This window comes from Runella salmonicolor, from assembly GCF_024158025.1.
GTDB lineage: Bacteria > Bacteroidota > Bacteroidia > Cytophagales > Spirosomataceae > Runella > Runella salmonicolor.
Window position 1 is genome coordinate 23,180 of sequence record NZ_JAMZEL010000010.1, and the last position, 22,948, is coordinate 46,127.

General features: G+C 46.8%; 21 protein-coding genes and 1 pseudogene. 5 read left to right on the plus strand and 17 right to left on the minus strand.

The annotated features are described in order from the left end of the window. The first annotated feature begins 76 nt into the window (after positions 1-76). Positions 77-2,290, plus strand: a complete 2,214-nt coding sequence (locus NCI00_RS20790) for a carbohydrate binding family 9 domain-containing protein (protein WP_253530827.1) — start codon at positions 77-79, stop codon at positions 2,288-2,290. A gap of 220 nt (positions 2,291-2,510) precedes the next feature. Here the strand turns inward: NCI00_RS20790 and NCI00_RS20795 are convergent, their stop codons facing one another. Together NCI00_RS20795 and NCI00_RS20800 are read right to left on the minus strand one after the other, a co-directional pair. After that, complete coding sequence (locus tag NCI00_RS20795; protein WP_253530829.1) at positions 2,511-2,858, minus strand: DUF5615 family PIN-like protein; 348 nt, start codon at positions 2,856-2,858, stop codon at positions 2,511-2,513. Continuing rightward, complete coding sequence (locus tag NCI00_RS20800) at positions 2,855-3,082, minus strand: DUF433 domain-containing protein (protein ID WP_166560194.1); 228 nt, start codon at positions 3,080-3,082, stop codon at positions 2,855-2,857. Before NCI00_RS20800 ends, NCI00_RS20795 begins: the two co-directional genes overlap by 4 nt. Before the next feature lie 463 nt (positions 3,083-3,545). On the opposite strand from NCI00_RS20800, the gene NCI00_RS20805 reads away from it, so the two are divergent. The 4 genes and pseudogenes from NCI00_RS20805 to NCI00_RS20820 form a co-directional block, all read left to right on the plus strand. Further along, complete coding sequence (locus NCI00_RS20805) at positions 3,546-4,082, plus strand: DUF6169 family protein (protein ID WP_253530831.1); 537 nt, start codon at positions 3,546-3,548, stop codon at positions 4,080-4,082. Positions 4,083-4,361: 279 nt separating this feature from the next. Further along, on the plus strand, positions 4,362-5,105 hold the full coding sequence (locus NCI00_RS20810; RefSeq protein WP_253530833.1) for a spheroidene monooxygenase: 744 nt from the start codon (positions 4,362-4,364) through the stop codon (positions 5,103-5,105). A gap of 870 nt (positions 5,106-5,975) precedes the next feature. Then, positions 5,976-6,254: a nucleotidyltransferase family protein gene (locus NCI00_RS20815; protein WP_253530835.1), complete on the plus strand. Its 279-nt coding sequence runs from the start codon at positions 5,976-5,978 to the stop codon at positions 6,252-6,254. Positions 6,255-6,369: 115 nt separating this feature from the next. Further along, positions 6,370-6,684 (plus strand): annotated as a pseudogene (locus NCI00_RS20820) (HepT-like ribonuclease domain-containing protein); the annotation flags it as partial. A 91-nt stretch (positions 6,685-6,775) separates the two neighbouring features. Here the strand turns inward: NCI00_RS20820 and NCI00_RS20825 are convergent. The 15 genes from NCI00_RS20825 to NCI00_RS20895 form a co-directional block, all read right to left on the minus strand. Continuing rightward, positions 6,776-7,936 carry a Gfo/Idh/MocA family protein gene (locus tag NCI00_RS20825; protein ID WP_114069044.1) on the minus strand — a complete coding sequence of 387 codons (1,161 nt, stop codon included), beginning with the start codon at positions 7,934-7,936 and terminating at the stop codon, positions 6,776-6,778. 94 nt (positions 7,937-8,030) lie between these two features. Next, on the minus strand, positions 8,031-9,065 hold the full coding sequence (locus NCI00_RS20830) for a sugar phosphate isomerase/epimerase family protein (RefSeq protein WP_253530839.1): 1,035 nt from the start codon (positions 9,063-9,065) through the stop codon (positions 8,031-8,033). Between the two features lie 128 nt (positions 9,066-9,193). Then, positions 9,194-10,408, minus strand: coding sequence for a cupin domain-containing protein (locus NCI00_RS20835; RefSeq protein ID WP_166560201.1), 1,215 nt, complete (start codon positions 10,406-10,408; stop codon positions 9,194-9,196). Between the two features lie 73 nt (positions 10,409-10,481). Further along, positions 10,482-11,522: an aldose 1-epimerase family protein gene (locus NCI00_RS20840; protein ID WP_253530843.1), complete on the minus strand. Its 1,041-nt coding sequence runs from the start codon at positions 11,520-11,522 to the stop codon at positions 10,482-10,484. Positions 11,523-11,626: 104 nt separating this feature from the next. Beyond that, positions 11,627-12,436 carry an alpha/beta fold hydrolase gene (locus NCI00_RS20845; RefSeq protein ID WP_253530846.1) on the minus strand — a complete coding sequence of 270 codons (810 nt, stop codon included), beginning with the start codon at positions 12,434-12,436 and terminating at the stop codon, positions 11,627-11,629. Between the two features lie 109 nt (positions 12,437-12,545). After that, a complete protein-coding gene (locus NCI00_RS20850) occupies positions 12,546-13,373 on the minus strand; it encodes a sugar phosphate isomerase/epimerase family protein (RefSeq protein ID WP_253530848.1) in 828 nt (275 codons plus the stop codon). 37 nt (positions 13,374-13,410) lie between these two features. Continuing rightward, positions 13,411-14,475 (minus strand): ThuA domain-containing protein, encoded by a 1,065-nt coding sequence (locus NCI00_RS20855; RefSeq protein ID WP_253530850.1) that lies wholly within the window; start codon positions 14,473-14,475, stop codon positions 13,411-13,413. A gap of 36 nt (positions 14,476-14,511) precedes the next feature. Then, a complete protein-coding gene (locus NCI00_RS20860; RefSeq protein WP_253530853.1) occupies positions 14,512-15,363 on the minus strand; it encodes a sugar phosphate isomerase/epimerase family protein in 852 nt (283 codons plus the stop codon). A gap of 6 nt (positions 15,364-15,369) precedes the next feature. Then, positions 15,370-16,164: a 3-keto-disaccharide hydrolase gene (locus NCI00_RS20865; RefSeq protein ID WP_253530855.1), complete on the minus strand. Its 795-nt coding sequence runs from the start codon at positions 16,162-16,164 to the stop codon at positions 15,370-15,372. Between the two features lie 258 nt (positions 16,165-16,422). After that, the gene (locus tag NCI00_RS20870) at positions 16,423-17,958 is read right to left on the minus strand and encodes a response regulator (RefSeq protein ID WP_253530856.1); all 1,536 of its coding nucleotides are present in this window, start codon (positions 17,956-17,958) and stop codon (positions 16,423-16,425) included. Next, positions 17,955-19,094 carry an FIST signal transduction protein gene (locus NCI00_RS20875; RefSeq protein ID WP_253530857.1) on the minus strand — a complete coding sequence of 380 codons (1,140 nt, stop codon included), beginning with the start codon at positions 19,092-19,094 and terminating at the stop codon, positions 17,955-17,957. The genes NCI00_RS20870 and NCI00_RS20875 overlap by 4 nt, the downstream gene beginning before the upstream one ends. A 281-nt stretch (positions 19,095-19,375) precedes the next feature. Then, on the minus strand, positions 19,376-20,167 hold the full coding sequence (locus NCI00_RS20880) for a PhzF family protein (protein ID WP_253530858.1): 792 nt from the start codon (positions 20,165-20,167) through the stop codon (positions 19,376-19,378). A 133-nt stretch (positions 20,168-20,300) separates the two neighbouring features. After that, entirely contained in the window at positions 20,301-20,825 is a 525-nt protein-coding gene (locus NCI00_RS20885; protein WP_253530859.1) for a thioredoxin family protein, read from the minus strand. A gap of 118 nt (positions 20,826-20,943) precedes the next feature. Further along, a complete protein-coding gene (locus NCI00_RS29510) occupies positions 20,944-22,410 on the minus strand; it encodes a gluconokinase (RefSeq protein WP_253530860.1) in 1,467 nt (488 codons plus the stop codon). Positions 22,411-22,440: 30 nt separating this feature from the next. After that, positions 22,441-22,902 (minus strand): Lrp/AsnC family transcriptional regulator, encoded by a 462-nt coding sequence (locus NCI00_RS20895; RefSeq protein WP_114069031.1) that lies wholly within the window; start codon positions 22,900-22,902, stop codon positions 22,441-22,443. Positions 22,903-22,948: the final 46 nt, after the last annotated feature.

Sequence of the window (22,948 nt, forward strand, 5' to 3'; positions counted from 1 at the left end):
CCATCTTTTGGGGGAGAGTGATTTAAGAAAGGAATACTAACTTGCGGCCCTATTTATATCACATTCCACTCCCCGTATGAACTATAAGTTTGCGCTGGCCTTTTGCTTGTTACCGTTTCTCTGTTTTTCGCAAGATGTACTTCTGTTTAAACCCGATTCCGTCCGTAAAGAATTTGAGGCCGTCAAGGTTTCCAACAACCTAAAAATAGACGGATTGCTCAACGACAAAGAATGGCAGCTGGCCAAACCCAAAAGTGATTTTATCGAAATAGACCCCCATCAGGGAAAAATTCCGCGCCACCGTACCGAAATGCGGGCGCTGTACAACCAACACTATTTGTACATCGGCGTGTTTAATTACGATACGCTGGGCAAAAAATCCATCCGCGTCATTGATTTTAAGCGAGACTTCAACACCCGCACTTCTGATTTTGTGGGTATGACCATCGACGGTTTCAACGACCGCCGCAATGCCATGGTATTTACGACCAATCCGCACGGCGTTCAGCGCGACTTTTTGGCCTTTGATGCCAACTACATTGATTTGGATTGGGACGGCCTCTGGCGCGTACGTACCGCCCGCTCAGATTCGGGTTGGGTGGCAGAGTTTGCCATTCCTTGGAAAACTCTCCGCTATGCCAAGTCGGACTCGGCTTTTCAAAGTTGGGGTTTTAACCTCAACCGCAGCCGACGCATGACCAACGAAAATTATGCGTTTTCGCCGTTTCCACGTTCATTCAATGTGTTACGCATGGACTACGCGGGCATTATTAAAGGACTGCAACCGCCCCCGCCGACGGCCAACGTACGCATACAACCGTTCTTTTTGACTTCGTACGACCGCTACCGCAACATGGACGGGCGCAAACCCGAAGATGCCGCCGTGAAATTGGGGGGTGAAGTGAAATGGGCAATCAACTCTCGAGCCGTGTTGGATTTGACCTTTAATACCGACTTTGCACAAGCCGACGCCGACCGACAGGTCAACAACGTAACGCGCTTTTCGGTACTTTTTCCCGAGCGTCGGCAGTTTTTTCTGGAAAATGCCTCACTATTCGGGATTGGCGTTGGCCCAGCGGCCGATATGTCGGGCGGTTCGATGCGTATTCAGCCCTTTTTTAGCCGACAGATTGGCTTGGACGGAGGCGGAAACCCCATTCCGATTGACGCTGGAGCCCGTTTTGTGAGCCGTTCGGCCAAGACCAATTACGGTGCCATGTATATTCGCCAACGCGGCACCAACTCTTCGCCGTTGACGAACTATTTTGTTGGTCGCTATTCCGAAAACTTTGGGAAGCAAAGCCGTTTGGGGGCCTTGGTCACCGTCAAAAGTGACACTGGAAATACCAATATTGTAGGCAATTTGGACGGTTTTGTGCGGTTTAACGAAGCCCATTCGCTCAACTGGATGTTTAACCTCAGCCACGATTCCAAAGGCAACGTAACGGGCGTGGCGGGAGCGGCGCAGTACTACTACGCCACCAACCAATGGAAGATTTGGTGGACCCAGTCGTTGATTTCAAAATCGTTCAATCCTGCCGTAGGTTTTATTTCCCGTACCGACGTCATCGGCACTACGCCGGGGATTTTTTGGTTTTATCGGGGCAAACACCTGCCCTTCAAAAAAATCATTCGTTCGTTTGAGCCGAGTTTGTTGGTCGAGTTTTACAATCAAGCCAGTACGGGCCGGCTCATTGAGCGCTCATACGGCCTGAGTCCTTTCTGGATCATGCTTCAGTCGGGTGGGTTTATGGGGCATGTCATGACGCCCACCTACCAGTACCTCACCGAACCTTTCAGTCCGCTGGGGGTAAAAATTGCGGCGGGGGCCTACAATTACACACGCCATGCGGTGTATTGGGGAAGCGATGGCTCTAAAAAGCTGAGTTTTACGTGGAATGGCGAATACGGAACGTATTATGACGGCAAGCTCAATACCACCAACCTGAGCGTATTGGTTGCGCCGATTCCACATATTTCCATCACGGGGCGGTTTAATCGGAATAATTTTAGAAATGTGGGCGTGAACAATACCACCAAAAATATAGATTTATTGTCGATAGAGGGGCGTTTTGCGGCCAATCCTCGCCTCCAACTCATCGGTTTTTACCAACGCAACACCGACACCAAAGCCAACAACTACAACATTCGCTTGTCGTGGGAGTATCAGCCGCTGTCGTTTATTTACATTGTATTCAACAAACGCGAGTTCCAATCCACCACACGCCTCGATACACGCAGTCAAGAAGACCATCTCATTGCTAAAATCAGCTATTTGAGGCAGTTGTAGGTTAATCATCGGACAACGGCTGCGAGGGCTTATCACTCACTTTGTCATGCCGACGGTCCGCCGCGCGGAGGCATCTACTCCTCTTTTCTCTAAAATGAAAGGAGATTGGTGGGGCATAGCCCATTGGGAAAGAATTAACTGTAGATAGGCAGAAACGGCTGGAAGCCCAGAAATAGTCGTCACTCGCGGGACGCGAGCGACTGCGGGGGGAAAAGGACTTTTATAGCCTTCTTCTTCTTACCTGTTGCTTAGTAATAGTATAAAAACAATGCTCCTGAGATTTAAAATGCTGCTGCAATGTACTCAGCAGTAAGTTAGCAATCGTTTCGTAGTCAGGCTGATCGTAACGAAGTAGAGCAACAGACACGTTTTTAATATTTTGAGCAAAAACGATATCGCCAAAATCTTTATCTTCCGTTACAATTAACGCATTTTTATCAATAGCTATCTTTGTGACCTCTATGTCAGTAATACCTGCGAAATGCTCTCTTACTGAAAAAGTCTCGTATCCACTCTCTTTAAGCAAGTTAATCCATCGTTGCGAAAGATTTTCGTCACATACAATCATGCGGCCAATATGAAGTCTTCGTTAGCAATCACATCAGCTGCGTAAGCGAGTGCCGCTAAAATTTGCTCATAGCGCAAGTGAGGATAATCTTCCAACAATTGTTCTATGGTATGTCCTCCAGAAAGTTTTCTAATGATTAGCTCCACAGAAATACGAGTTCCTTTCAATACAGGCTTACCCAACAACACAGCAGGATTACGTTCAATTAATGGGTGATGGTTCATGGTTCTATTGATTTAATGAAGGAGACCAAAATTACTGTTTTTCCCATTTCAAAAGAACAACAATGCTAAAATTCACCAAAAGCGTACCATTTCCCTAAAGTACATTCACAAAAAGGCAGAAAAGAGAACCTGCATTGGCTCAAAGACCTAATCCTGATTTGTCATGCCGGAGGCCTTGTGATAGTCGTCACGGTTCGGGCTACCCATCGCGGGACGCGAGCGACTGCGGGGGGGGGGGGATTAAAATATTCATTAATCAATGAACAAAAGTCAGCATATATTGACATATTTGTATGAATAATGCAAAACAGAGGCATCGCCATGAACGCAGTATCCGCAAAACATAAGAAAAAAATAGCTAAAAACGCCTCACCGTCTATCTTCGATATAATGAAACGTAAGTTGGAGGATAAGGAAGCTATTGACAAGTATTACCGGGGAGAAATCACCTTAGAAGAGGTGTATGCGAGAGGAATTAAGTTCGTACAACCCCTATAAGTACGAAGGGAAAATTGGTACGAATGCCCTAGATTATACTTTTGTTACTGACGTTGGAATCAAATATCAGGTTTATTTCATTCATTCTCAGGGCGATTTTCCTGCACACCCTCATTTAGACAATCAGACGTACACCTTTGGATTCGGTCCATCGGTTGAACAATCTACTCCTCTACCAGCAGCCCCAAGAGCCGGAATTGACAAAAGAGTCAAAGATACCATCATAGACATTCTGCGAAAGATATTACAGGGTGATAAGGATATGGCATTGTTGTACATCTGCTCATCGGGTGGAGACAGGCAATCAGCAGCACGAAATAGATTATTCAACGCATGGTTACGCGAAAAAGACCCCAAAGCGTTGTTCGGCCTGCAAATAACCGTCCATACGTTAAAAGTGGATGATACCTATATGTCTATTTTAGTACGTGATGACAATGAATATTACACCGATTTTGAAGAAGCCATCGCTATTTTCAGAGAGCAGATAAAGAATAAGTAAGAGAGTACTCAATTCAACTTGCTGGACAAAAACAGCGTTCCCGGCGCTCCCCGTGTTACAAACACTTTGTTTATGGAAAGGTCGAAATCACCCTGCGGAAGACTTCGACCAACGGGGGGGGCTGTAATGGGTAGGTTTTTCTAAAAACCCCATACTGAGGAACAATGTAGATTTCTCAGGCCAGAAACCCCTATTAGGGCCATCAACTCCTCTTTAAAGGGCCGTGGCGCAATTTTTTAGTACATAAATGAGGTTTTCTCATTTACGTATCATCACGCCATGCTGTTTCATCCCCTTATGCCAACGTTGGCTCATTGCCCTATTACCACGGTTTCGCTGTTCCGCTTTCCATCGCCTCAACAATGGTGGGCTTTTACCCAAATGGGGCTAAAATCGCTGCTGAATCCGCTGCCCCATGGACTTACTTTCGGTAAAATGATGGGCTGCGGACGTGCCGGATTTGGTCTGCTGCCCGATTTTTCGCAGTATGCGCTTATCGCGCAATGGAAAACCGAAGAGGAGGCAAACCACTTCTTTTCTTCAGAAAAAACAAAAATGTACTTGGAACGCGCCAAAGAATCCTATACCATGCAGTTGGCTCCGATTCAATCGCACGGCCTTTGGGACGGACAAAACCCATTTGCCGCCACGCCCCCCACTCCGTCTTTGGGCCCGATTGTGGTACTGACGCGGGCCAGCTTACGCATCAGCCAACTGCTCTCATTCTGGCGGCATGTTCCATCTACTTACCGAGCCATGCAGGCAGCGGAAGGGCTCATTATGGCGGTGGGTGTAGGGGAAGTTCCGGTTATACAACAGGCGACATTAAGTATTTGGGAGAATGCAGAAGCCATCCGAAAGTTTGCTTACCAAAGCGGGTTTCATAAAGAAGTAATCAAAAAAACGCGGCAGCAGCATTGGTACCGCGAGGAATTGTTTGCCCGATTTAGTGCCATTGCCACCGCCGGAACCTATTTGGGAAAAGACCCTATCCTCGCAGCCGTGGCTCACAGCTTGCAGTGATTAGTAGCTACTTCGCGGCACGCATCATGTTGCAAGTACCCATTTTGTCAGGCCGTAGGTATCTAAATTTTTTTTCTCCAAAATGAAAGTACTGTGGGACGCAGCTCATGGGGAAAGAAGCAAATGTATATAGGCAAAACGGCTGGAAGCCTTGTGATAGGCGTCACGGCTCGGGCCGCCCCGTCGCGGGACGCGAGCGACTGCGGGGGAAAAACTTTCTCTGTAAAGAAACGTCTGGATAAAATTAAAAAAACAACGTCACTTGTGTTTCACCTTTAAGAGAATACCCACGACCCGACTTATTTTTTTTAGAAACAACTGCAATGGGAAGGAACTTTCATGAAAAACCTGCATGTAATATATTATGGTAGTAAATTATTGACTAGTTGATTATAGAAATATGTCCAAAAGGCACTTCTCCCCACAAGACGCAATATACTTTTTAATTTATTCACCCCAAAAAATCAAAACATCCTATCATTCCAATTAAGGCTAACCTTACGAAAAGCAAGGGGGAAATAAATATTGCTGATTCATTTTATTTAGCAGTCACCTAAAATAAAAGCGCGAGGCAATGCCCCGCGCTTCGTGTATAAAGAGGGAATGAAATTACCCAATCGCCTCAGCAGCAGTATCTTTCCAGCTCCGTGAATTGGCTGATGCAATGACGGCTTCGCATACTTTTTCAAGATACTACTGGTTTGCCTTTACAACAGTTCGACCTGCGTAGGGCGGCCCGTGCAGGTCGAATTATTGCCGCTATTCTTTTATGAAGCAACACCATTTTGTGTAGCTTTGCTGTATCGAAGGATTTAGAAAGTTTTTGAACATAGCAAATAGTAGGATATGAAAGCAACAACCAAACATCAAATGACTATTTTAGAGTTAGAAGATATTTTACGGCGTCATGGGATTTTTGATGCCTTTGGTATCACTCAGTTGGGGGTGTTTGGGTCATTTGCACGTGGAGAGGCATATCGGGATATTGATTTTTTATTAGAAGAGGAATTGGACTACGATACCCGCAAACGCCTCAAAACTCGTCTATCAAGGGTCTTAAAAACAAAGATAGATATTGTTCCCTCAAAATATGCCGACCCCATTATTTTGTACCGTGCCCAAAAAGAACTCAAATATGTCCGTAAATAAAAGCCGCGATTTGTTACCTTTATTGGTCATGTTAGAATCTGTGGAAAAAATTTTGTTGTATGCACAGGGCTTCCAAACGGCAAAAGATTTCCATTAGGCAGACGATCAATTAAGGTTCAATGCTTCCTTATTGTTACTTTCGAACGTGGGTGAAAATGCAGGAAAAATATCTGAATCAACACGCACAGCTTACCCGATATTTCCGTGGAAGCAAGTACGTGGTTTAAGAAATCGCATAGCTCACGATTATACAGGAATTGATTTTGAAATGGTATTTGATATTGTTAGCCGTCATATCCCACCACTTAAAATTGCCATAGAAAAAATCCTAAAAGAAGGCTTAGCAAATGGTTTTTTCGATAAAAGTGAATGCAACGCAGCCCAAAACAGCATTTTTTACAGACATATTGACTTTAAGAGATTTATATAGTCGCTTAGTCCGCAGGCTATAAAAAACATACTGCTGATTTTGTTTTAAACAAACCTTTCCAAGGTTTTGAATCTTGGAAAGGTTACAAATGCTACCCAATCGCTTCTGCGCCAGTATCTTTCCAGCTCCGTGAATTGGCTGATTCAATGACGGCTTCGCATACTTTTTGGGTTTGGAGCGCGTCTCTGAACGTAGGGCCGCAAGGCTCGCCAGTTTCGAGGCTTTTGAGGAAATCGGCCACTTGGTGAATGAAGCTGTGCTCGTAGCCGATGCCGCAACCCGGAATCCACCAACGGTTCATGTACGGTTGGTCGCCGTCGGTTACGTGGATGGAGCGCCAGCCGCGCACGATAGATTCGTCGCTGTGGTCAAAATATTCGAGGCGGTTCAGGTCGTGCAAATCCCAGCGGATAGACGCGTGCTCGCCGTTGATTTCAAAGGTATAGAGGGCTTTGTGGCCACGTGCATAGCGCGTAGACTCAAAAAGACCCAGTGAACCGTTGGCAAAATGGCAATGGAAAAGACAGGCATCATCGATACCCACGGGCTGTACTTTGCCCGTCAGTTGGTGCATACGCTCTTTCACGAAGGTTTCGGTCATGGCCGATACGTCGGTAATGGCACCATTGAGCCACATGGCGGTATCAATACAGTGCGCCAATAAGTCGCCCGTTACGCCCGAACCAGCCGAATCTACATCCATGCGCCACAGGCCCGTTCCGCCCTGCGGCAGGTCGGCGTTGATGGTCCAGTCTTGGAGGAAGTTGGCGCGGTAGTGAAATATCTTGCCCAGCTTGCCCGAATCCACGATTTGCTTCGCCAAAGTCACGGCGGGTATGCGGCGGTAGTTGTACCAAACGGTGGTTTTCACGCCCGCTTTTTCGGCGGCTTCCACCATCGTTTCACCTTCGGCCAGGGTGCGCGCCAGTGGTTTTTCGCACAGAATCATCTTACCCGCAGCGGCAGCGGCCAAAGCGATTTCGGCGTGGCTGTCGTTGGGCGTACAGATGTCGATGGCGTCAATATCATCGCGGGCCACGAGTGCTTTCCAATCCGTTTCGTAAGATTCGAAGCCCCATTGTTCGGCAAATGCCTTTACCTTCTCGGCGTTGCGCGAGCAAACCGCCTTCAATACGGGATGATATTCTAATTCAGGGAAAAAATTTGCAATTCGGTTATATCCATTGGAGTGCGTACGGCCCATCAAACCCGTTCCTACCAATCCAATGCGTATTTGTTTTTTTTGTGCCATTTTTCTTTAAGTTGTTAAGGGTTAACAAATTACAAAGCTACACTTCGAAAGAAGACGTGGAAAGTTTTTGAAACTTCCCACGTCTATAAATCTCTTATGCTTCGTACCAGCCGTGTGCCTTACGCACGTTGATCATCGTAGCCAGAATGTCATTCCAAGTTTGTTGCTTGGTCATCACCTCGTTGGCAAACATACAGCCATCCCAGCAAATGTGCTTGAAGGCTTTGGTAAGCTCACCACTTTCGTCGCGGAGCCAAAGTCCAGCGTCATGCACTACGTCCAGCTTCCCGTTGGGGTCAGTGGCCAAGCAGTGGCGACCCGTTTTATCGTGTGAGCCTGTTCCGTGTACGGTTCCGTCGTTTTGAGCCACGTGGAAATCAATCGTCCAAGGACGAAGCGCTGCGGTCAATTTCTTCAACCCGTCTAAGAATGTTTGGCGGTCGCCCCACTGAAAATCTTCGGGCAGGATGCGGTGTTCGGGGGCATTGTAGCCCAACAGATATAACGTGGTGTGCGACATATCAGCTTGGAAACCGATATTTTTACGGTCTACGGCTTCGAGGGTTTCGAGCATGTATTTCCAGCTGTGCATTCCGCCCCAGCAGATTTCACCTTCGGCGGCCAAACGCTCGCCAAAGTCGGCGGCTACGTCGGCCGCTTCGCGAAATGTTTGGGCAATGAGTTTGGTGTTGCCCGCAGGATCAGCGGCCCAGTCGTGGGGACTGCTTGCCGAGTCAATACGGACAATACCGTTGGGACGAATGCCCATTTCACGTAGTTTTTGGCCGATATGACAGCTTTTACGCACCATTTCTACAAACTCGGCACGTTGCTCTTTGGTACCCATGGCAGGGCCGCCCCAAATAGGAGCCACCAAACTACCGATTTCGAGGCCGTGTGCGGCTACTTTATCGGCCAACCGTTTGATGCCATCGTCCGAAATATCAAGGTCGTAATGAGGATCAAAAAGTCCAAGGTCAACTCCGTCAAATTTAACACCGCCCACTTCCGCCGCAGCGGTCATTTCCAGCATGGTATCAAGTGAAATCGGCGGTTCGGAATCGGGACCTTTTCCTACAATACCCGGCCAAGTGGCATTGTGGAGTTTAGGATAATTATTTTCGGGCATGTTGATAAAAGTATTAAAGGTTAATAGTTAAGTGTTATCTGAGTATCTGTTCTGTCAACCTCGGCAAGGTTCCAAACCTTGCCGAGGTTAAGTTTGAAACTAGGGAGCAAACCTTGCCGAGGTTAGTATTAGAGTACCAAATCAGGGTTGTTGGGACCAAAGTGTTTTAGAATCACGATTGGGTCGTTAGCCGACGGATTGCTGATTACAACCCCTTCTTTTGCCGCTGCTTCGCTCACAAAAAACTCATCGTTGGTCAATTGTCCGTACCGAATCAACGCGGGAGTTTCGATGTCCCACACGCCAAATTTGCCGTGGCCTTGCATCACAATCATACCATACGCTGCCGCGTCTTTGATGGTCACGGTGGCGCCGGGCATGACGGTGAGTTCTTTGGCACTGTATGCAGCGGATTTATAACAAATCCAGTTTTCTACGTATCCTTGGGCTTGCATATCTTCCAACGGCCGTACGGGCTTAGGCATCATAAAGTGGTTGGCGGCAAAATTGGGGTCAACATTGGCTTCCCAGTCAATCACCGAAACCAACTCGTCATAATCACCTACCTTGTCTTGTGGCGTGCCATTCCAAAGCAACTCTTCTGGCACAATTGCCTCATTGACAAGGCTTTGATACATTGCAAAAATATCGGATGCTTTTTGTGGCTCGTAGGTGCACAAGCTGCCTGGCGCGTGCAAAATACCTGGGGGCACGTCCCAGCCTGTGCCTGGCTCTAATTTATAAGCTGACGAAAAATTGGTAATTTTGTTGTCACCTTTGTTGAAGTCCATCAAGCATTGCTTGATTTGTTCTTTGGTTGTACCCGGAGTAATTCCGAAGAAAGTATAGGGGAAATCACCACCGTGGTTGTTGAGTTGGGGAGGGAAATAATAGGCTTCGGGTTTTCCATTTTGCCCTACCAAAGCCGCCTTTTCGTCGTTATGGTGAATGTGGTGCGGCAGGGGGCCCATGTTATCAAAAAACTTAGAATACATCGGCCAGCTTTTGTACTCATCCCACAGACGGTCACCGATGATTTCGCCTTTCAGCTCGTCGATAACGTCTTTTAGTAATAGTTGTTCGGTTGTATCTCCGTCCTGAAAAACCACTTTGCTCAAGCCTTCGTGCTCGCCCGTCAACGGACCGTTTTTAGCCGGCGTGGTTGACGACAGCCAACGCTCGTCGATACCGCCGCGCACGCCACCCAACACGTAATAATCGTCGGGGTGTAATTTAATTCTTCGTCCGGGTACGCAAAAAGAGCGCGGTACCCATGTAGGGGCTAAGCGTAAAATCCCTTTTCCTTGTTCTAAGGCTTTTGCTGCTAAACTTACATTTGCCATTTTCTGTATAAAGTGCTCGTGCACAATTTAATAGTTGATTGTTGTTCGTTATTATTTTATTTGCAGAGACAGGTTACAATGTCAAAACCTCTATTTCCAAATCATACGTGCGGCGTTCGCCGGGAGCCAACTGAATGAGCGTATTCTGTGCTCTGGCCGTTGCCTGTCCGATGGGCGGGTTGGTGCCCGGCTCGATACCCGTCACGTATTCGCCTTTGCCCCAGTGCTGCCAATTGGTCATCCAAGGCAGTTGGTTTTTCTGAAAACGTATCGCTAATTCAATACCTAGGGAAGCGTTGCGTATTCCACAATGGCACCTACCCGCAGCATCGGCATCAATATCAATAAAGGCCGCTTCTTCTCCACCTCCATTGTGCGCTTCCAGCGGGGCAGGGCAGGTTTTAAAATCATTTCCTTCTCTGAAAATCGGGTTGTTGGGATCACCATCACGCGATTTCCACGCGCCTTCCCACACAATTTCGGCACCTTCATCTACCAGCGGCCAGCCCAAATTGCAGTGGTACAGCATCATGTGCGGTGTGGTGGTATTGGCGCGGTTAATCACTTCATCATGGATGCGAATTTTGGCCTCGCCGAGGGTTCCCGAAATGGTTCTCCGTAGTTCCAAAATAGGCCCAAAGACCTGCGTTTGCTTGATAATTCCCGTAATACTCATCTCCATTTTGCCAGCAACAGGGTCGGGCTGGATGATGGATTCTATTTCGGCGGGGATGTTGCTTACCAAGCCGTGTAATCCTCGTTCACCGTATTCATCCGACTCAGGCCCACCCACGTGCGACAGTCCACAGGTTGTTATTAATCCACCGCCAAAAGTCCGAATCCAGTCAATCCCCTTGCCCGAAAACGGCTGCGGTGGCATCACTCCTGCATGACTCAACCACGCCAAACTATGCTGATTATAGAATGCGTCAGCAATGTCCATGGCGCGGTCAATGACGACTTTGTAGCGCAGTCCCGTACCTGTATTTATCCACGCAATGCGCGTTCCTCTACCCAGACCATTGTCGATGATGGACGTCTCAATCCCTCCCAATTGTGCCGCATTCGATAGTTTATTCGTCCAGGGCTGAGTCGTTATTTCTTTACCGTCCATAAAAATCAATTGTCAGTCACATCGTCGGTCAAAAAAGGCAAAAGCCCCTTAAAACCTATTTTTAATGTATTTTTTGCTTAAAAATTATGCATTTATTTATCCAATCAGTGGGCCAACAACCAATTTTTGACCCTTGGATTGAAGTCTTCCAATTGCTCAAAATGGAAAATATGGCCTGCCTTTTCGTACAAAAATAAATCTGAATTCGGAATGGCACCCGCCACTTCGTTGGCCATCCATACGGGCGTAAAAATATCTTCTTTGCCCCCAATGATGAGTGCTGGCTGGGTTAGGCTGGGGAGTTGTGCCAAGGCGTTGTGCGCGATACACGCCGCCGCCTGTCCTTCCAACCCGTGAAGGGGCTGAGGAAACGGGTCGATTGCGGCTTGATTGCGGCCTGCTTCCAGTTCAGCCGCTGTTTGTTCATTGTCCCAAGAGGCTTTGGAATAAATCAATTGTTGGATGTATAAGCTGAATTCTTCGGGCCTAAATCGTGCTTTACAGTGCATCATGTGCTGAAAAATCGCTTTGGCGGCATTGTCGCAACGCGCCCAAGGACACATCAACACCAACGAGCGTACTTTTTTAGGGTGACGAATGGCCAACTGCTGCGCAATGGTGCTACCCATGGAGCAACCCACAACGCGAACATTTTCCAGTTGAAGGGCATCCAACAGCCCCGCATAATCATCGGCCATCTGCTCCGTAGAATACGGCCCCGCTGGTTTATCTGACTGACCCACACCTCGATTATCGCCAATAATGCACCGAAAATCATTTTGCCAATACGACGCGTGAGGTTCCCACACGCCGCCAGGTGCCGTGATTCCCATGATGAGCAGCAGCGGCTCGGCCGAACTTAGGCCGCGTTCTTCATAGTAAAAATTGATTCCGTTGGTCTGAACAAAAGGCATAGGAGGAACTGATAAACATTAAACCGAAAAATATAAAACCGAAAATGTGAAACCGCCTAGGCGGTTGAAACCCAAAAACTATTGCCTAAATATCGTGGACCGCATTTTCTTATTTTAAGCCCGGAATTAATTCATTCTGAATCCAACGACCGTCGTGTAAAGTCACAAAATCGGGATCTTCCAGCGCCTCAATACCTTCGTCTTCGCAGATAATCCAGCCGCCGTAATTGGTATCTTTCAACCATTGGGTAATGGATAATAAATCCACTTTTCCTTTACCCATCAACGCAAATTCAGGATTGCCATCCCAGTCTTTGTAATGCACGTGATTGATTAAAGAAGCATACTCTTTCATCTTTTCGAGCGGGTCCATACCGCCGTTGATGATGTGGCCCACGTCCGGCGTCCAGCCCGTCACGGTCGTATCCAACGACTCCAGTACCACTTTATAATCTTCTTCGGTACGAATGATGGAGGTATGCGGAGAGTTTGGGTGAAAACTACACGGCACGCCTTTCTCTTTGGCTCGGGCCGAAACCGTATTGACGATGTTGACCAAACTGCGACGACGCGCTTCCAAATCATGCCGACCCGTAGGGATTTGGACGGTGTTGAGCATTGCTCCCGGAAAACGCTCCAACAAACTGATGGCATTGTTGGCAATCAGACGTTCGTTGTGGGTTTCTTCGGTTCCGTTCCATTCCAGCGCCAAGGCCACGGCAGCCAATTCGATACCCTGTTCTTTCAATTTAGCTTCCAAGCGGTCGGGGTCAACTAGCTCGCCCATCCACGTAAAAATGGGCTGAATCCCCGTAAATCCCGCCTGCGCAATGATTTCAATCATGTGGCCCAAGCGCCCTTGGTGTGTAGTGCCATTGCCGCTCATAAACCAGGTATAAACCTCTGAGCCAAAGCGAAAAGGAAGTTTTTCTGACATATTCGTTGTAATACTTTAGTAACTAAATGATGTGATTTTATTTCTTCTTTACGACTTCGCCCGGCATAATCAACGAATCCCAGCCCGCCAAATCGGCAGGCTTGACGTTGGCTTTGTACCCATTGAAATTGAACGTGGTTGGCTTGTACGGCCCCACAAAATCAATATTATTGTTGGCTTTGATTTGTTTTTCCATGCCCAGCGCCCAAAAAGCGGCATTCAGGGCCATACGCCGAAAACCTTCGCTCAATAAATCTTCCGAAGCACCGTGGGTAGTGGCAAAAACCCGCCCCGACGGTCCTGAGTCGATGGAATAGGTGCGTACCCACGCCACAGGCAGGAGCTCTTTGGTTTTGTCAGGCTCCGCATCGGCCGTCATGCCGTTCAGGACTTGTCCGCGTGCAATCACCGTGGCGTTTTTCGGATAAGCCGTATAGCCGCCCGATTGCGCCAGCATGTCTTTCACACCCCGCAAAATCGGGTGTTCTTTTTGTGCTTCTTCGGGAATTAGTTTCGAGGCCTGTTTGTGGTTGGTGCCATAGTGCGAAACCCAAGTTTCACCCAATACTAACTCACCAAAACCATCTTTCCACTCACTTTTTTCGCCTTTATAATCCCACGAATAATGCCCCCATTTGGCATTTCCTTTATTGCTAAAAGCGTGCGTGGCGGTACGAAAAGCAACAATAGGACCACCGCGCCGGATGTATTTATCGAAGTGTTGCATTTCTTCGTCCCCGAAGTTAGAGAAGCGAGTAAACAGCACCATTAAATCCGCTTTATCTAATACATCCAGTCCTTTCAGGTTGGAACTACCCGGCAAAATAAAACCGTTGTCGTCGAGGCCAAAAACCACCGTACACGTAAACCCATAGCGCTTGGCCAAAATTCGGGCCAGTGCCGGCAAAGATTCTTCGCTCCGGTATTCGTGGTCAGACGTAATAAAAACGATGTTTTTCCCGCGTCCAGGCCCTTTTTCGCCTTTGTAAACAATGCGATATTTGTTTACATCTTCCTGAGATGCTGTTTTTTTGACGGGCGTAAACCCGACAACAAAAAAAACAATACTGCACAACAGTATTAAATGCTTTCTGTTTTTCATAAAAGTGTAGAAATAAGGGTCAGAGGCTCATCAAAATCACAGATTGTGTTTGATACACATTTGTTGAATAAACTTCAGACCATGCTCGGCGATGTGCCAAGGGTCGTTGTATTCTCTCCACACGTTGATGGCGTTGGCAAAACCAGGGTCATTGCGGGAAAACGCCTCAATCGTAAGCCAACCCTTGTAGTTAATCGCCGCCAATCCCGCAAAGGCATCATTCCAAGGGATGTGTCCGTCGCCGGGCGTACCTCGGTCGTTTTCACTGATGTGGACGTGGCTCAGCACGGGCGAGATGGTTTGGAGCGCCTGACCATATTTCTTTTCTTCTACGTTGGCGTGGTGCGTGTCAAACATGGCCCGTACGTGTGAATGATCGGCCAACGTAACCAACTTACTCAACTGGGCCATGGTGTTGCACAAATAACACTCAAAACGGTTGAGGGCTTCCAGCGCCAGCACCACATCGGCTTGGGCGGCGTGTTCGCCCGCTGCGTGCAGCACTTCGGCCGCCCAGCCATATTCTTGCTCATACGGCTCATGCGCCGCAAAATGGGCGTGAGCCGAGTGAAAAGGCCCGCACAAAACGCGTGAATTCAAATCATGCGAACGGTCAATCGCCCATTTGATGCGGTCAAGTCCCTTGGCACGCACCGTTGCTGAGTCGCTTATGGGATTCATGTCAGGACTTACAACGGTGACGGTGGTTGTTTCCAAACCTAGGCCACGGGTAAAATCACCTACCTGCTTATACGCACTTTCTTCGGGAGAGCCCACAAAAAACTCCACCCCGTCGTAACCAATTTCTTTTAAACGCTCAATAATGGGGAATAATTCTTCTGACATTCCTGCCGACCAAGCCAGCACATTAAATCCAATTTTATTCATGGGATACTAGAGTTGCTTTAAACGAAGATTCCGATACTGTACTTTCATGGGAGGACCCACGTGTACTTGTACCCCTAGAAGTCCCTTTGACTTGCCATTTACTGCATCATTGTCCACGACCTCACTCATTAAAACGCCATTTATATAATGTTGGAGGCGGTTTCCTTTGACAATCAGGTGGAACTCATTCCAGTCTTCGCTTTTAATCAAGGTCTTCAACGAATCTGAACTTCCGAGCGAGCCGGTTACGCTCAAATCGGTCCATGCGTTGCTTTTTACTTTAGCGCGTACGGCTTCGGGAGTGAAAGTGCCCGTTTGGGGATTAATAGACGTTTTTTGTCCGCGATAGGCCAGCGTTGTTCTTTTACGCTCTTCATAATTTTGGCCAGTATAGCGGTTGTTACCGTCGATATCTGCCTGATACCCGCGCAACGCAAAAGGGATATCCGTTAGGCGGTCGCTGCGGTAGTTAATGCCTGAATTACCTGCCTTGGTGATGTTAAATTCACCTTTCAATTCAAAATCGGCAGGCTCACCACCTTTCCAGATGATAAAAGAATTGGTTTTAAGCAAAGTAGTCGGGGTGATTTCTCCCACTAAATTTCCGTTTTCAACGCGCCAGTAGGTAGGGTCACCCTCCCAACCGTTCAGCGTTTTGCCGTCAAATATCTGAACAAATCCATCGGAGCGGCCTTCCGCTTTTTTTCCTTGACCCGTGGTCGATACTTTACAACTTGTCCACAACAATACGGACAGGATTAATCCTAGGTGAAAATAGTTGAAACTGTGTTTTTTTATCATTTGAATTGGTGGTTGAAAGGTTTATGTATTTCGTATTTGTGGATTGTTATAGGCTTTGAAAGCAATTGTCGTACTTCTCAATAAGAGCCAAAACTATATTCAAATATTTCTAAAAAGTGTCTTAAATACTATCCTATACATACCTGCTTACGCAAAATCATTGCATAAGTACTACCCACGCAGGCGCCCTTAAACCATGAAAAGCGCACCGAAATTCGATGCGCTTTTCATGGAGGGATTTATAATCAGCAAGTTATGTTAGATTCGGCTACTATACTTCGCTATTTTCTGAAATAACTCTTTGGGATTGAAAGGTTTTGTGACGTAGTCGTTCATTCCTACCAAAAACGCCCGGTCTTGATTGCTCAACGTGGCCGAGGCCGTTAGGGCAATGATGGGAATATTCATGTCCATTTCTCTGATTTTCTGCGTGGCAGTATATCCATCCATTTGTGGCATTTGAATATCCATCAGAATTACGTCGTACTTGCCAGCGGCGTACTTGTCAACGGCTATTTGGCCGTTTTCGGCTACATCCAATACAATCTGCCACCTCTCCAGAAATTTAGTGGCCACTTTTACATTCATGGGGTAATCTTCCACCAACAGAATTTTTACGCCTTTCAAGGTGCTTTCGTTCAGAAGTTCATTGTTTGCTTCCACGGCTTTATTCTTGAGTGCAGTTCCGATTTCTAGCTCTATCGTGAAGAAGAATTTCGAGCCTTTGCCTAATTGGCTCTCAATCTGAATATCGCTGTTATGAAGATATAGCAGCTTTTTGGTAATAACCAGCCCCAGCCCAGTGCCCCCAAATTGGCGGGTTGTTTCGGAATTGGCTTGGGTAAATTTCTCAAAAATGGACGCCTGCTTATTTTCGGCAATGCCAATGCCCGTATCTATGACCGAAATGTCCATCACGGCCTTATTTCCAACTTTCTTTACAAAAGACAACTCGACGGTGATACTGCCGTTGGCCGTAAACTTAACGGCATTGGACACCAAGTTTGAAATAATCTGGCCAAGTCGAAGCGAATCGCCGATAACCACATCGGGCACGTCATCGTCAATCATCAATTTGATTTTGTTGCCTTTTTCTTCGGCCTTGACTTGATTGGCTTTTTTAATGTTGGAAATCAGTTGCTTAATATCAAACGGAACCCTTTCCAGCTCCACTTTGCCCGCCTCAATCTTGCTAAAATCCAGAATATCGTTGATGAGTACGTAAAGATTATCGGTCGAGAATTGAAGAATTTTGAGATTTTCGGCCATGACTGGCGACACATCTTCCTGCTGCATCAAATACGTAAGGCCCACGATGCTATTCAACGGGGTACGGATCTCGTGGCTCATCATCGAAAGGAACTCCGATTTGGCATCGGTGGCGCTTTCGGCCGCTTCTTTGGCCTGGCGCAGTTCTGCTTCAATCAATTTACGGTTTTCAATTTGTACCTGAAGAAAGTCCACCAATCCCAGTAGATTATTGGAATCAAAAGCCCTCGGTTGAATCCCTTCCTGAATTTCTAGCGAGTGAATCGCCTCAATCAGTTTTTCAACCGATATTTTACGTTGCGAAATTTCTTCTTTGAGCTTATGGTTGATTTCTGCGTACTCTTTGTCATTAAGCTGCGCCGAATGTTCGAGCAATTCTTTATCACGGTCAAAATTGAGGTAAGAATCATTCACCGCTTTGATAAAATGGCCAAAGTGCTCGTGTTTCAAACAATCTTCGGTCAAAAACTTATTGATTTGCTTTTTCAGTAAGCGGTGGAATTTTGTGGTATCAATCGCGCTCATTTTTCGGAGAAAGTAGTAATCGTCATGGTTTGATTGTGTAACTCACAACGCGCATTGGGGTTTAGGGGCGAAATCTCCCCGTAAGAGTAAAAACCGGTCATAATTGGTTGTTCTCCGAATATCTCCCTAGCGGCCTCCACTTCTTCTTCGGTGCGGGAGCCTAGCACTAATTTTCGCCCCACACAACTCACCAAAATGGCCAGTTCAGGCGGGCTTTCAAAAAGGCTCATTGAGTTTTGGGCGGCGCTGGCAGAGGCATCAATCAAGCGGTCAAAATTTGCTTTCATAAACCGCACCAAAGCACCTTTGGGTAGCTCGCCCGCGAAAGTCATGCTTCGGTTGGTTTCATCAATGGAAAGAATGGTCCGAACGATGGGCTTCGCATCGGCGGTTGCTCTCATCGAAAGCGGAAACAACAATGCCGCTCCGGGCAGTTCATCGGCGTATTTGCCCAAATATTCTTTATAAAGGTCAAGGGCCTTTTTTTCGCCGATTTTATAGAGTACATTGTACTCAGACTCAGTCACCTCTCTCTCTGGGCCAAATACATCCCATCCACCCATGGTTCCGTGGCCTACGGTCAATTGTGTTCCGTAAAAGCCAATTCCCACGATTTTTCCTTCTTTGGGGTTTTCGTTCAGGCCTACGAGTGTTTTTTCAAACCGGGCTTCGTCGCCTGCTAAGCCACCCGAAATGAGGATTTTATCGCCCGTATGTTCATTGAGGGCCGCTATCAACTCGCTGCCGTTGACCCGCCCACCGTCAGAAATGACAAATATCGCCGTCAGGTCGTCGGCCAATAAATTTTGCGCTATTTTTTTTCCTGACTCAGCACTTTGAAAATGATTTTCGATGTCAATTTTAGTCGTTTTGACAAGTGTTTTATCAAATTCAATCGCGGTAACAATAATGGTCCCCTCGTGTACCGAGTTTTGGTATATTTCTCCCGATGTAGAATTAATGACAATTTCTGCGGCAGGAAATAGCCCCCTCAAATAGTCATAAGGTTGAAGGTCTTCTAAACACTTCCTCTCACCAAAAGCCAATACCAATTGGGCTTGCGAAGCAGCAAAAGCTGGGGTTTCAGATATAGGGTTCCAAGCACTATTCCGAAAAGCGAGTTGTTTTATCCTCATTTTATTGTAGAAATGCGAATATAAGATATGTTTTAGTATTTTCTGTTGTTAAATCGGTATATTTTTTTGAGAATATACCTACTGAGGAAGTATGTTTTAAAATAGCTGATTAGGCACTTTAAAATGGCCCATTCCTTCTAAAACCAATAAAAAGAATTTTACTTCATCTAATTGTATATACTTATCTGCGCCACTAACAAGCATTATTTACGGTCAGCGAAAGCGCTGGCTTGCTTCGTCGGTACAAAATTGTTAGGTTAAAAGAAGTAGTGAGGCGTATTTCAGCCAAAAACAATCGTGCCTTTCAAGTATAATCGTACCTGACCTGCTATTTCGACCCGCTCTCCAATCAGCTTGGTCTTCAGCACTCCTCCCCGCTTTGAAACCTGCAAGGCGCTGAACTCCGTTTTTCCGAGTTTTTCGGCCCAATAAGGTGTGAGCGTAGTATGGGCCGAGCCAGTTACGGGGTCTTCGGCAATGCCAGACTGAGGGGCAAAAAAGCGAGAGACAAAATCAACTTCTTGGCCTTTGGCGGTAATAATCACGCCTCTGACGGGTAAGGTAGAAAGTACAATTACGTCAGGATTGAGGTTTCTTACCTGCTCTTCATTCTCCAATACGGCCATAAAGTCGGTTTTTCCCCGGATTATTTCAACGGGTACGACGTCCCCCAAGGCTTCCAACAAAGCGGGAGGTGACACCAGTTGTTTATGAAGCGTATCAGCTGGAAAGTCCAGAATAAGCCAATCTTCTTCCTGTCGAACCGTCAAAACGCCACTTCGAGAATCAAAGTGGATTTGCTCTTGGGCGTAATTATCAATCGAAAATAAAACGTAAGCGGTGGCAAGGGTAGCGTGACCGCACAGGTCTACTTCGACGGTAGGCGTAAACCAACGAATATGAAATCCGTGGTCAGTTGGAACATAAAAAGCGGTTTCGGCGAGGTTATTTTCAGCAGCAATGGCCTGCAAAGTTTCATCAGGCAGCCAAGACGTAAGCGGTACAACGGCGGCGGGGTTGCCCCCAAAAACTTGACTGGTAAATGCATCAAGCTGATATATAGGAAGTTCCATATTCATAGCGTTGGTAAAATCTCTAAACATTTGCAAAGGTGGACAGGTTCGTTTTTCTTCAAAAATCTTCTTTTAAAGAAAGAACCTCTCCACCCCACGCCAAACTACATAAAACAATGGTATACAATGATAATTACTGTGCTTTCGCCGTGTATTTTCCGGGATACGTCTTTTCTTTAAATTGGTCGAAAGGTTCTTTTTCGTGGTTGTTATCCCCAAAATACGCCAGCACCTGATGAAACATACGCGGCTCCAAGTAGCCCGAAACTGGCTGAATGAGCGCCATTTTTTCATTCATAAATACGGTCGTAGGATAGCCCGTGACTTTGCCGTTGAGCATGTTTTTAAAAGAAACTTTGCCCAACATCACATCACCGTCTTTCTCGGGATTGAACTTTACGGCGTAGTATTTCTTGTTGACAAAGTCGATTACTTCGGCGTTTTTAAAGGTATTTTTATCCATTACCTTGCACCAGCCACACCAATCCGTGTAAAGGTCAATAAACACTTTTCGGGGTTGTTGTTGGTTAAGTTTATAGGCTTCTTCCAAGGTTACCCATTTTATTTTGGCTTCTTCTGCGGGGGGAGTTTGGGGCTTTAGCGCCATCAAACTTACCAAAAGCGCCGCCGATAGGGTAACTAACACTGCTTTTTTCATGGTTTTCAGAAATGATTAAGTACTGATTAGTAACGGTTTTGAATTTTATTTGGTTCTCTCAAATACCGCGCCAATCGTACGACGAAAGTCTTATCCTGCCAATATATTTCTCATTTTTTCAAGCTTTTGTCTGAGTAATCAGCTTCCCGAAATTTTTGTTTACTTTCCGATAAATAAGTCGATTAGAGGGGTCAGGATGGTAAGTTTCGGCAAAATGAACACAGTTCTGAACGCCCTTTTCAAGGCTTTCTATTTTTTCTAATGCTTTCATTGCCAACATAATAGCCCCCAAACACCCGCTTTCACCACTTTGATTGACTTTTACCGCTATCCCGAAGATATCAGCCAACAATTGCACCCAAAATTTGGATTGCGTAAATCCTCCATTGGCGTGGAGTATCTGGGTTTTAGAAAGTTGGTTGTCAATGATTTGACGCGTTTGATTCAAGTTTAGCACAATGCCTTCAATCGTGGCGCGCACCAGATGCGCTTGGGTATGTTGCCAACTTAAATTCCGATAGCTTCCCCGGGCGTGGGCATCCCAAACGGGCGCTCTTTCTCCCAACAGGTAAGGCACAAAAAGTAAGTCTTCGGCCCCAGGAGGAGCATTTTCGGCCAAAGCAAGCAGCTCGCTTGGGTCTTTTAATAAGAGGTGTTTTGAAAGCCACTCCAACACATTGCCACCGTTATTGGTCGGCCCACCCGACACAAAATGGGTCTCGTCAAGCACGTACGTAAAAAGTCGTCTTTTCTCATCACGGGCTGGCGTAGCGGCCGTTTGACGGATGGCTCCGCTGGTACCGATGGTCAAGGTAGAAACACCTTTGGCCAAAGCCCCCGAGCCCAAATTGGCTAGGCACGCATCGCCTGCGCCGATGACAAAGGGAGTTCCGGAGCGCAATCCAAGTCTGCGGCAAAGCGAGGGATTCGTCAGTTTTTCGATATGGTACGTGGGCACCGCTTCCGACAATTGCGTGGCCTTGATACCCGTATAAGCCAATGCCATTTCACTCCATTTTAGGCGGCGGTTGTTCAAAAGCGACGTACCCGAAGCCATCGAATAGTCAATTTGAAACTTCCCAAAAAGGTTAAACCAAATGTATTCCTTTTGGGATACAAACCGTTGAATACGCTTAAAAAGTTGGGGCTGGGTTTCGCGAAACCAAACCATCTTCGTCAGGGGGGCGTACGGATGGGCAGGAATGCCCGTATGCGAATATAACTTGGGGAAAATATCGGCTTGTTTAAGGGCGTCGGCTTGGGCTTCGCTGCGATTGTCTGCCCAAAGTACCGACCGAGTAAGGCGATGATTATGGGCATCCAGTGGAATGACGCTGTGCATGGCCGAGCACAAACTTACGGCCTCTACCGTGGCATTTTTGTGCCGCAACTGCTCCGTTACCTGCCGAAGTACGTGGACAAAAAGTCGGTATATCTCGTCAGGATTTTGTTCAACAAAACGATTTCGGGGGTGGTACGTCACGCAGGTTCCCGTGGCGTGGGCCACCACGCTCCCGTTTTCATCAAAGGCTACGGCTTTGACATTGGTGGTGCCGATGTCTACTCCAATCCAAGTACTTTGCACAGAGGTAAGGTTTAGAAAATGGTAAAAAGCTCACTCCTCAATGGGGACATTTCGTTTGAAAGCGGCCCCGAAATCAATCAATGATTCGGTTTTCAGTACCCCCGGAATGTGGTCTATTTTCTCGTAAAGTACGCGCCGCATGTGCTCATTGCTGCGCGCCACAATCCGGATGTACAACGTATATTTACCCGTAATATAATAACACTCCGTCACTTCTGGAATTTGCTTGAGCGCTTCAATGATTTTTTCCGAATCGGAATCTTCTTTGAGCATTATGCCAGTAAAAGCTCCCCACTCAAACCCCAATTTACGCTCATCGAGCACGACGGTAGTACTTTTCAGAATACCGATGCGTTTGAGTTTCCCAACCCGCTGGTGCACCATTGTGTTAGAAATACCCAGGTCGTCGGCAATGGCCGAGTAGGCTTTACGCGCATCTCGTTCGAGTTGCTGTAAAATAAGTCGGTCGTATTCGTCTAAGGGCTCTTCCATGGGTTATAAAAAATCGTTGCTTTTTGGAAGAAACACTCCTCCAAAA

Excerpts from the sequence above, each read along its gene's own strand:
- NCI00_RS20790 (WP_253530827.1), top strand. The coding sequence starts at position 77 with ATGAACTATAAGTTTGCGCTGGCCTTTTGCTTGTTACCGTTTCTCTGT.
- NCI00_RS20795 (WP_253530829.1), bottom strand. The coding sequence starts at position 2,858 with ATGATTGTATGTGACGAAAATCTTTCGCAACGATGGATTAACTTGCTT.
- NCI00_RS20800 (WP_166560194.1), bottom strand. The coding sequence starts at position 3,082 with ATGAACCATCACCCATTAATTGAACGTAATCCTGCTGTGTTGTTGGGT.
- NCI00_RS20805 (WP_253530831.1), top strand. The coding sequence starts at position 3,546 with ATGCGAGAGGAATTAAGTTCGTACAACCCCTATAAGTACGAAGGGAAA.
- NCI00_RS20810 (WP_253530833.1), top strand. The coding sequence starts at position 4,362 with ATGCTGTTTCATCCCCTTATGCCAACGTTGGCTCATTGCCCTATTACC.
- NCI00_RS20815 (WP_253530835.1), top strand. The coding sequence starts at position 5,976 with ATGACTATTTTAGAGTTAGAAGATATTTTACGGCGTCATGGGATTTTT.
- NCI00_RS20825 (WP_114069044.1), bottom strand. The coding sequence starts at position 7,936 with ATGGCACAAAAAAAACAAATACGCATTGGATTGGTAGGAACGGGTTTG.
- NCI00_RS20830 (WP_253530839.1), bottom strand. The coding sequence starts at position 9,065 with ATGCCCGAAAATAATTATCCTAAACTCCACAATGCCACTTGGCCGGGT.
- NCI00_RS20835 (WP_166560201.1), bottom strand. The coding sequence starts at position 10,408 with ATGGCAAATGTAAGTTTAGCAGCAAAAGCCTTAGAACAAGGAAAAGGG.
- NCI00_RS20840 (WP_253530843.1), bottom strand. The coding sequence starts at position 11,522 with ATGGACGGTAAAGAAATAACGACTCAGCCCTGGACGAATAAACTATCG.
- NCI00_RS20845 (WP_253530846.1), bottom strand. The coding sequence starts at position 12,436 with ATGCCTTTTGTTCAGACCAACGGAATCAATTTTTACTATGAAGAACGC.
- NCI00_RS20850 (WP_253530848.1), bottom strand. The coding sequence starts at position 13,373 with ATGTCAGAAAAACTTCCTTTTCGCTTTGGCTCAGAGGTTTATACCTGG.
- NCI00_RS20855 (WP_253530850.1), bottom strand. The coding sequence starts at position 14,475 with ATGAAAAACAGAAAGCATTTAATACTGTTGTGCAGTATTGTTTTTTTT.
- NCI00_RS20860 (WP_253530853.1), bottom strand. The coding sequence starts at position 15,363 with ATGAATAAAATTGGATTTAATGTGCTGGCTTGGTCGGCAGGAATGTCA.
- NCI00_RS20865 (WP_253530855.1), bottom strand. The coding sequence starts at position 16,164 with ATGATAAAAAAACACAGTTTCAACTATTTTCACCTAGGATTAATCCTG.
- NCI00_RS20870 (WP_253530856.1), bottom strand. The coding sequence starts at position 17,958 with ATGAGCGCGATTGATACCACAAAATTCCACCGCTTACTGAAAAAGCAA.
- NCI00_RS20875 (WP_253530857.1), bottom strand. The coding sequence starts at position 19,094 with ATGAGGATAAAACAACTCGCTTTTCGGAATAGTGCTTGGAACCCTATA.
- NCI00_RS20880 (WP_253530858.1), bottom strand. The coding sequence starts at position 20,167 with ATGGAACTTCCTATATATCAGCTTGATGCATTTACCAGTCAAGTTTTT.
- NCI00_RS20885 (WP_253530859.1), bottom strand. The coding sequence starts at position 20,825 with ATGAAAAAAGCAGTGTTAGTTACCCTATCGGCGGCGCTTTTGGTAAGT.
- NCI00_RS20895 (WP_114069031.1), bottom strand. The coding sequence starts at position 22,902 with ATGGAAGAGCCCTTAGACGAATACGACCGACTTATTTTACAGCAACTC.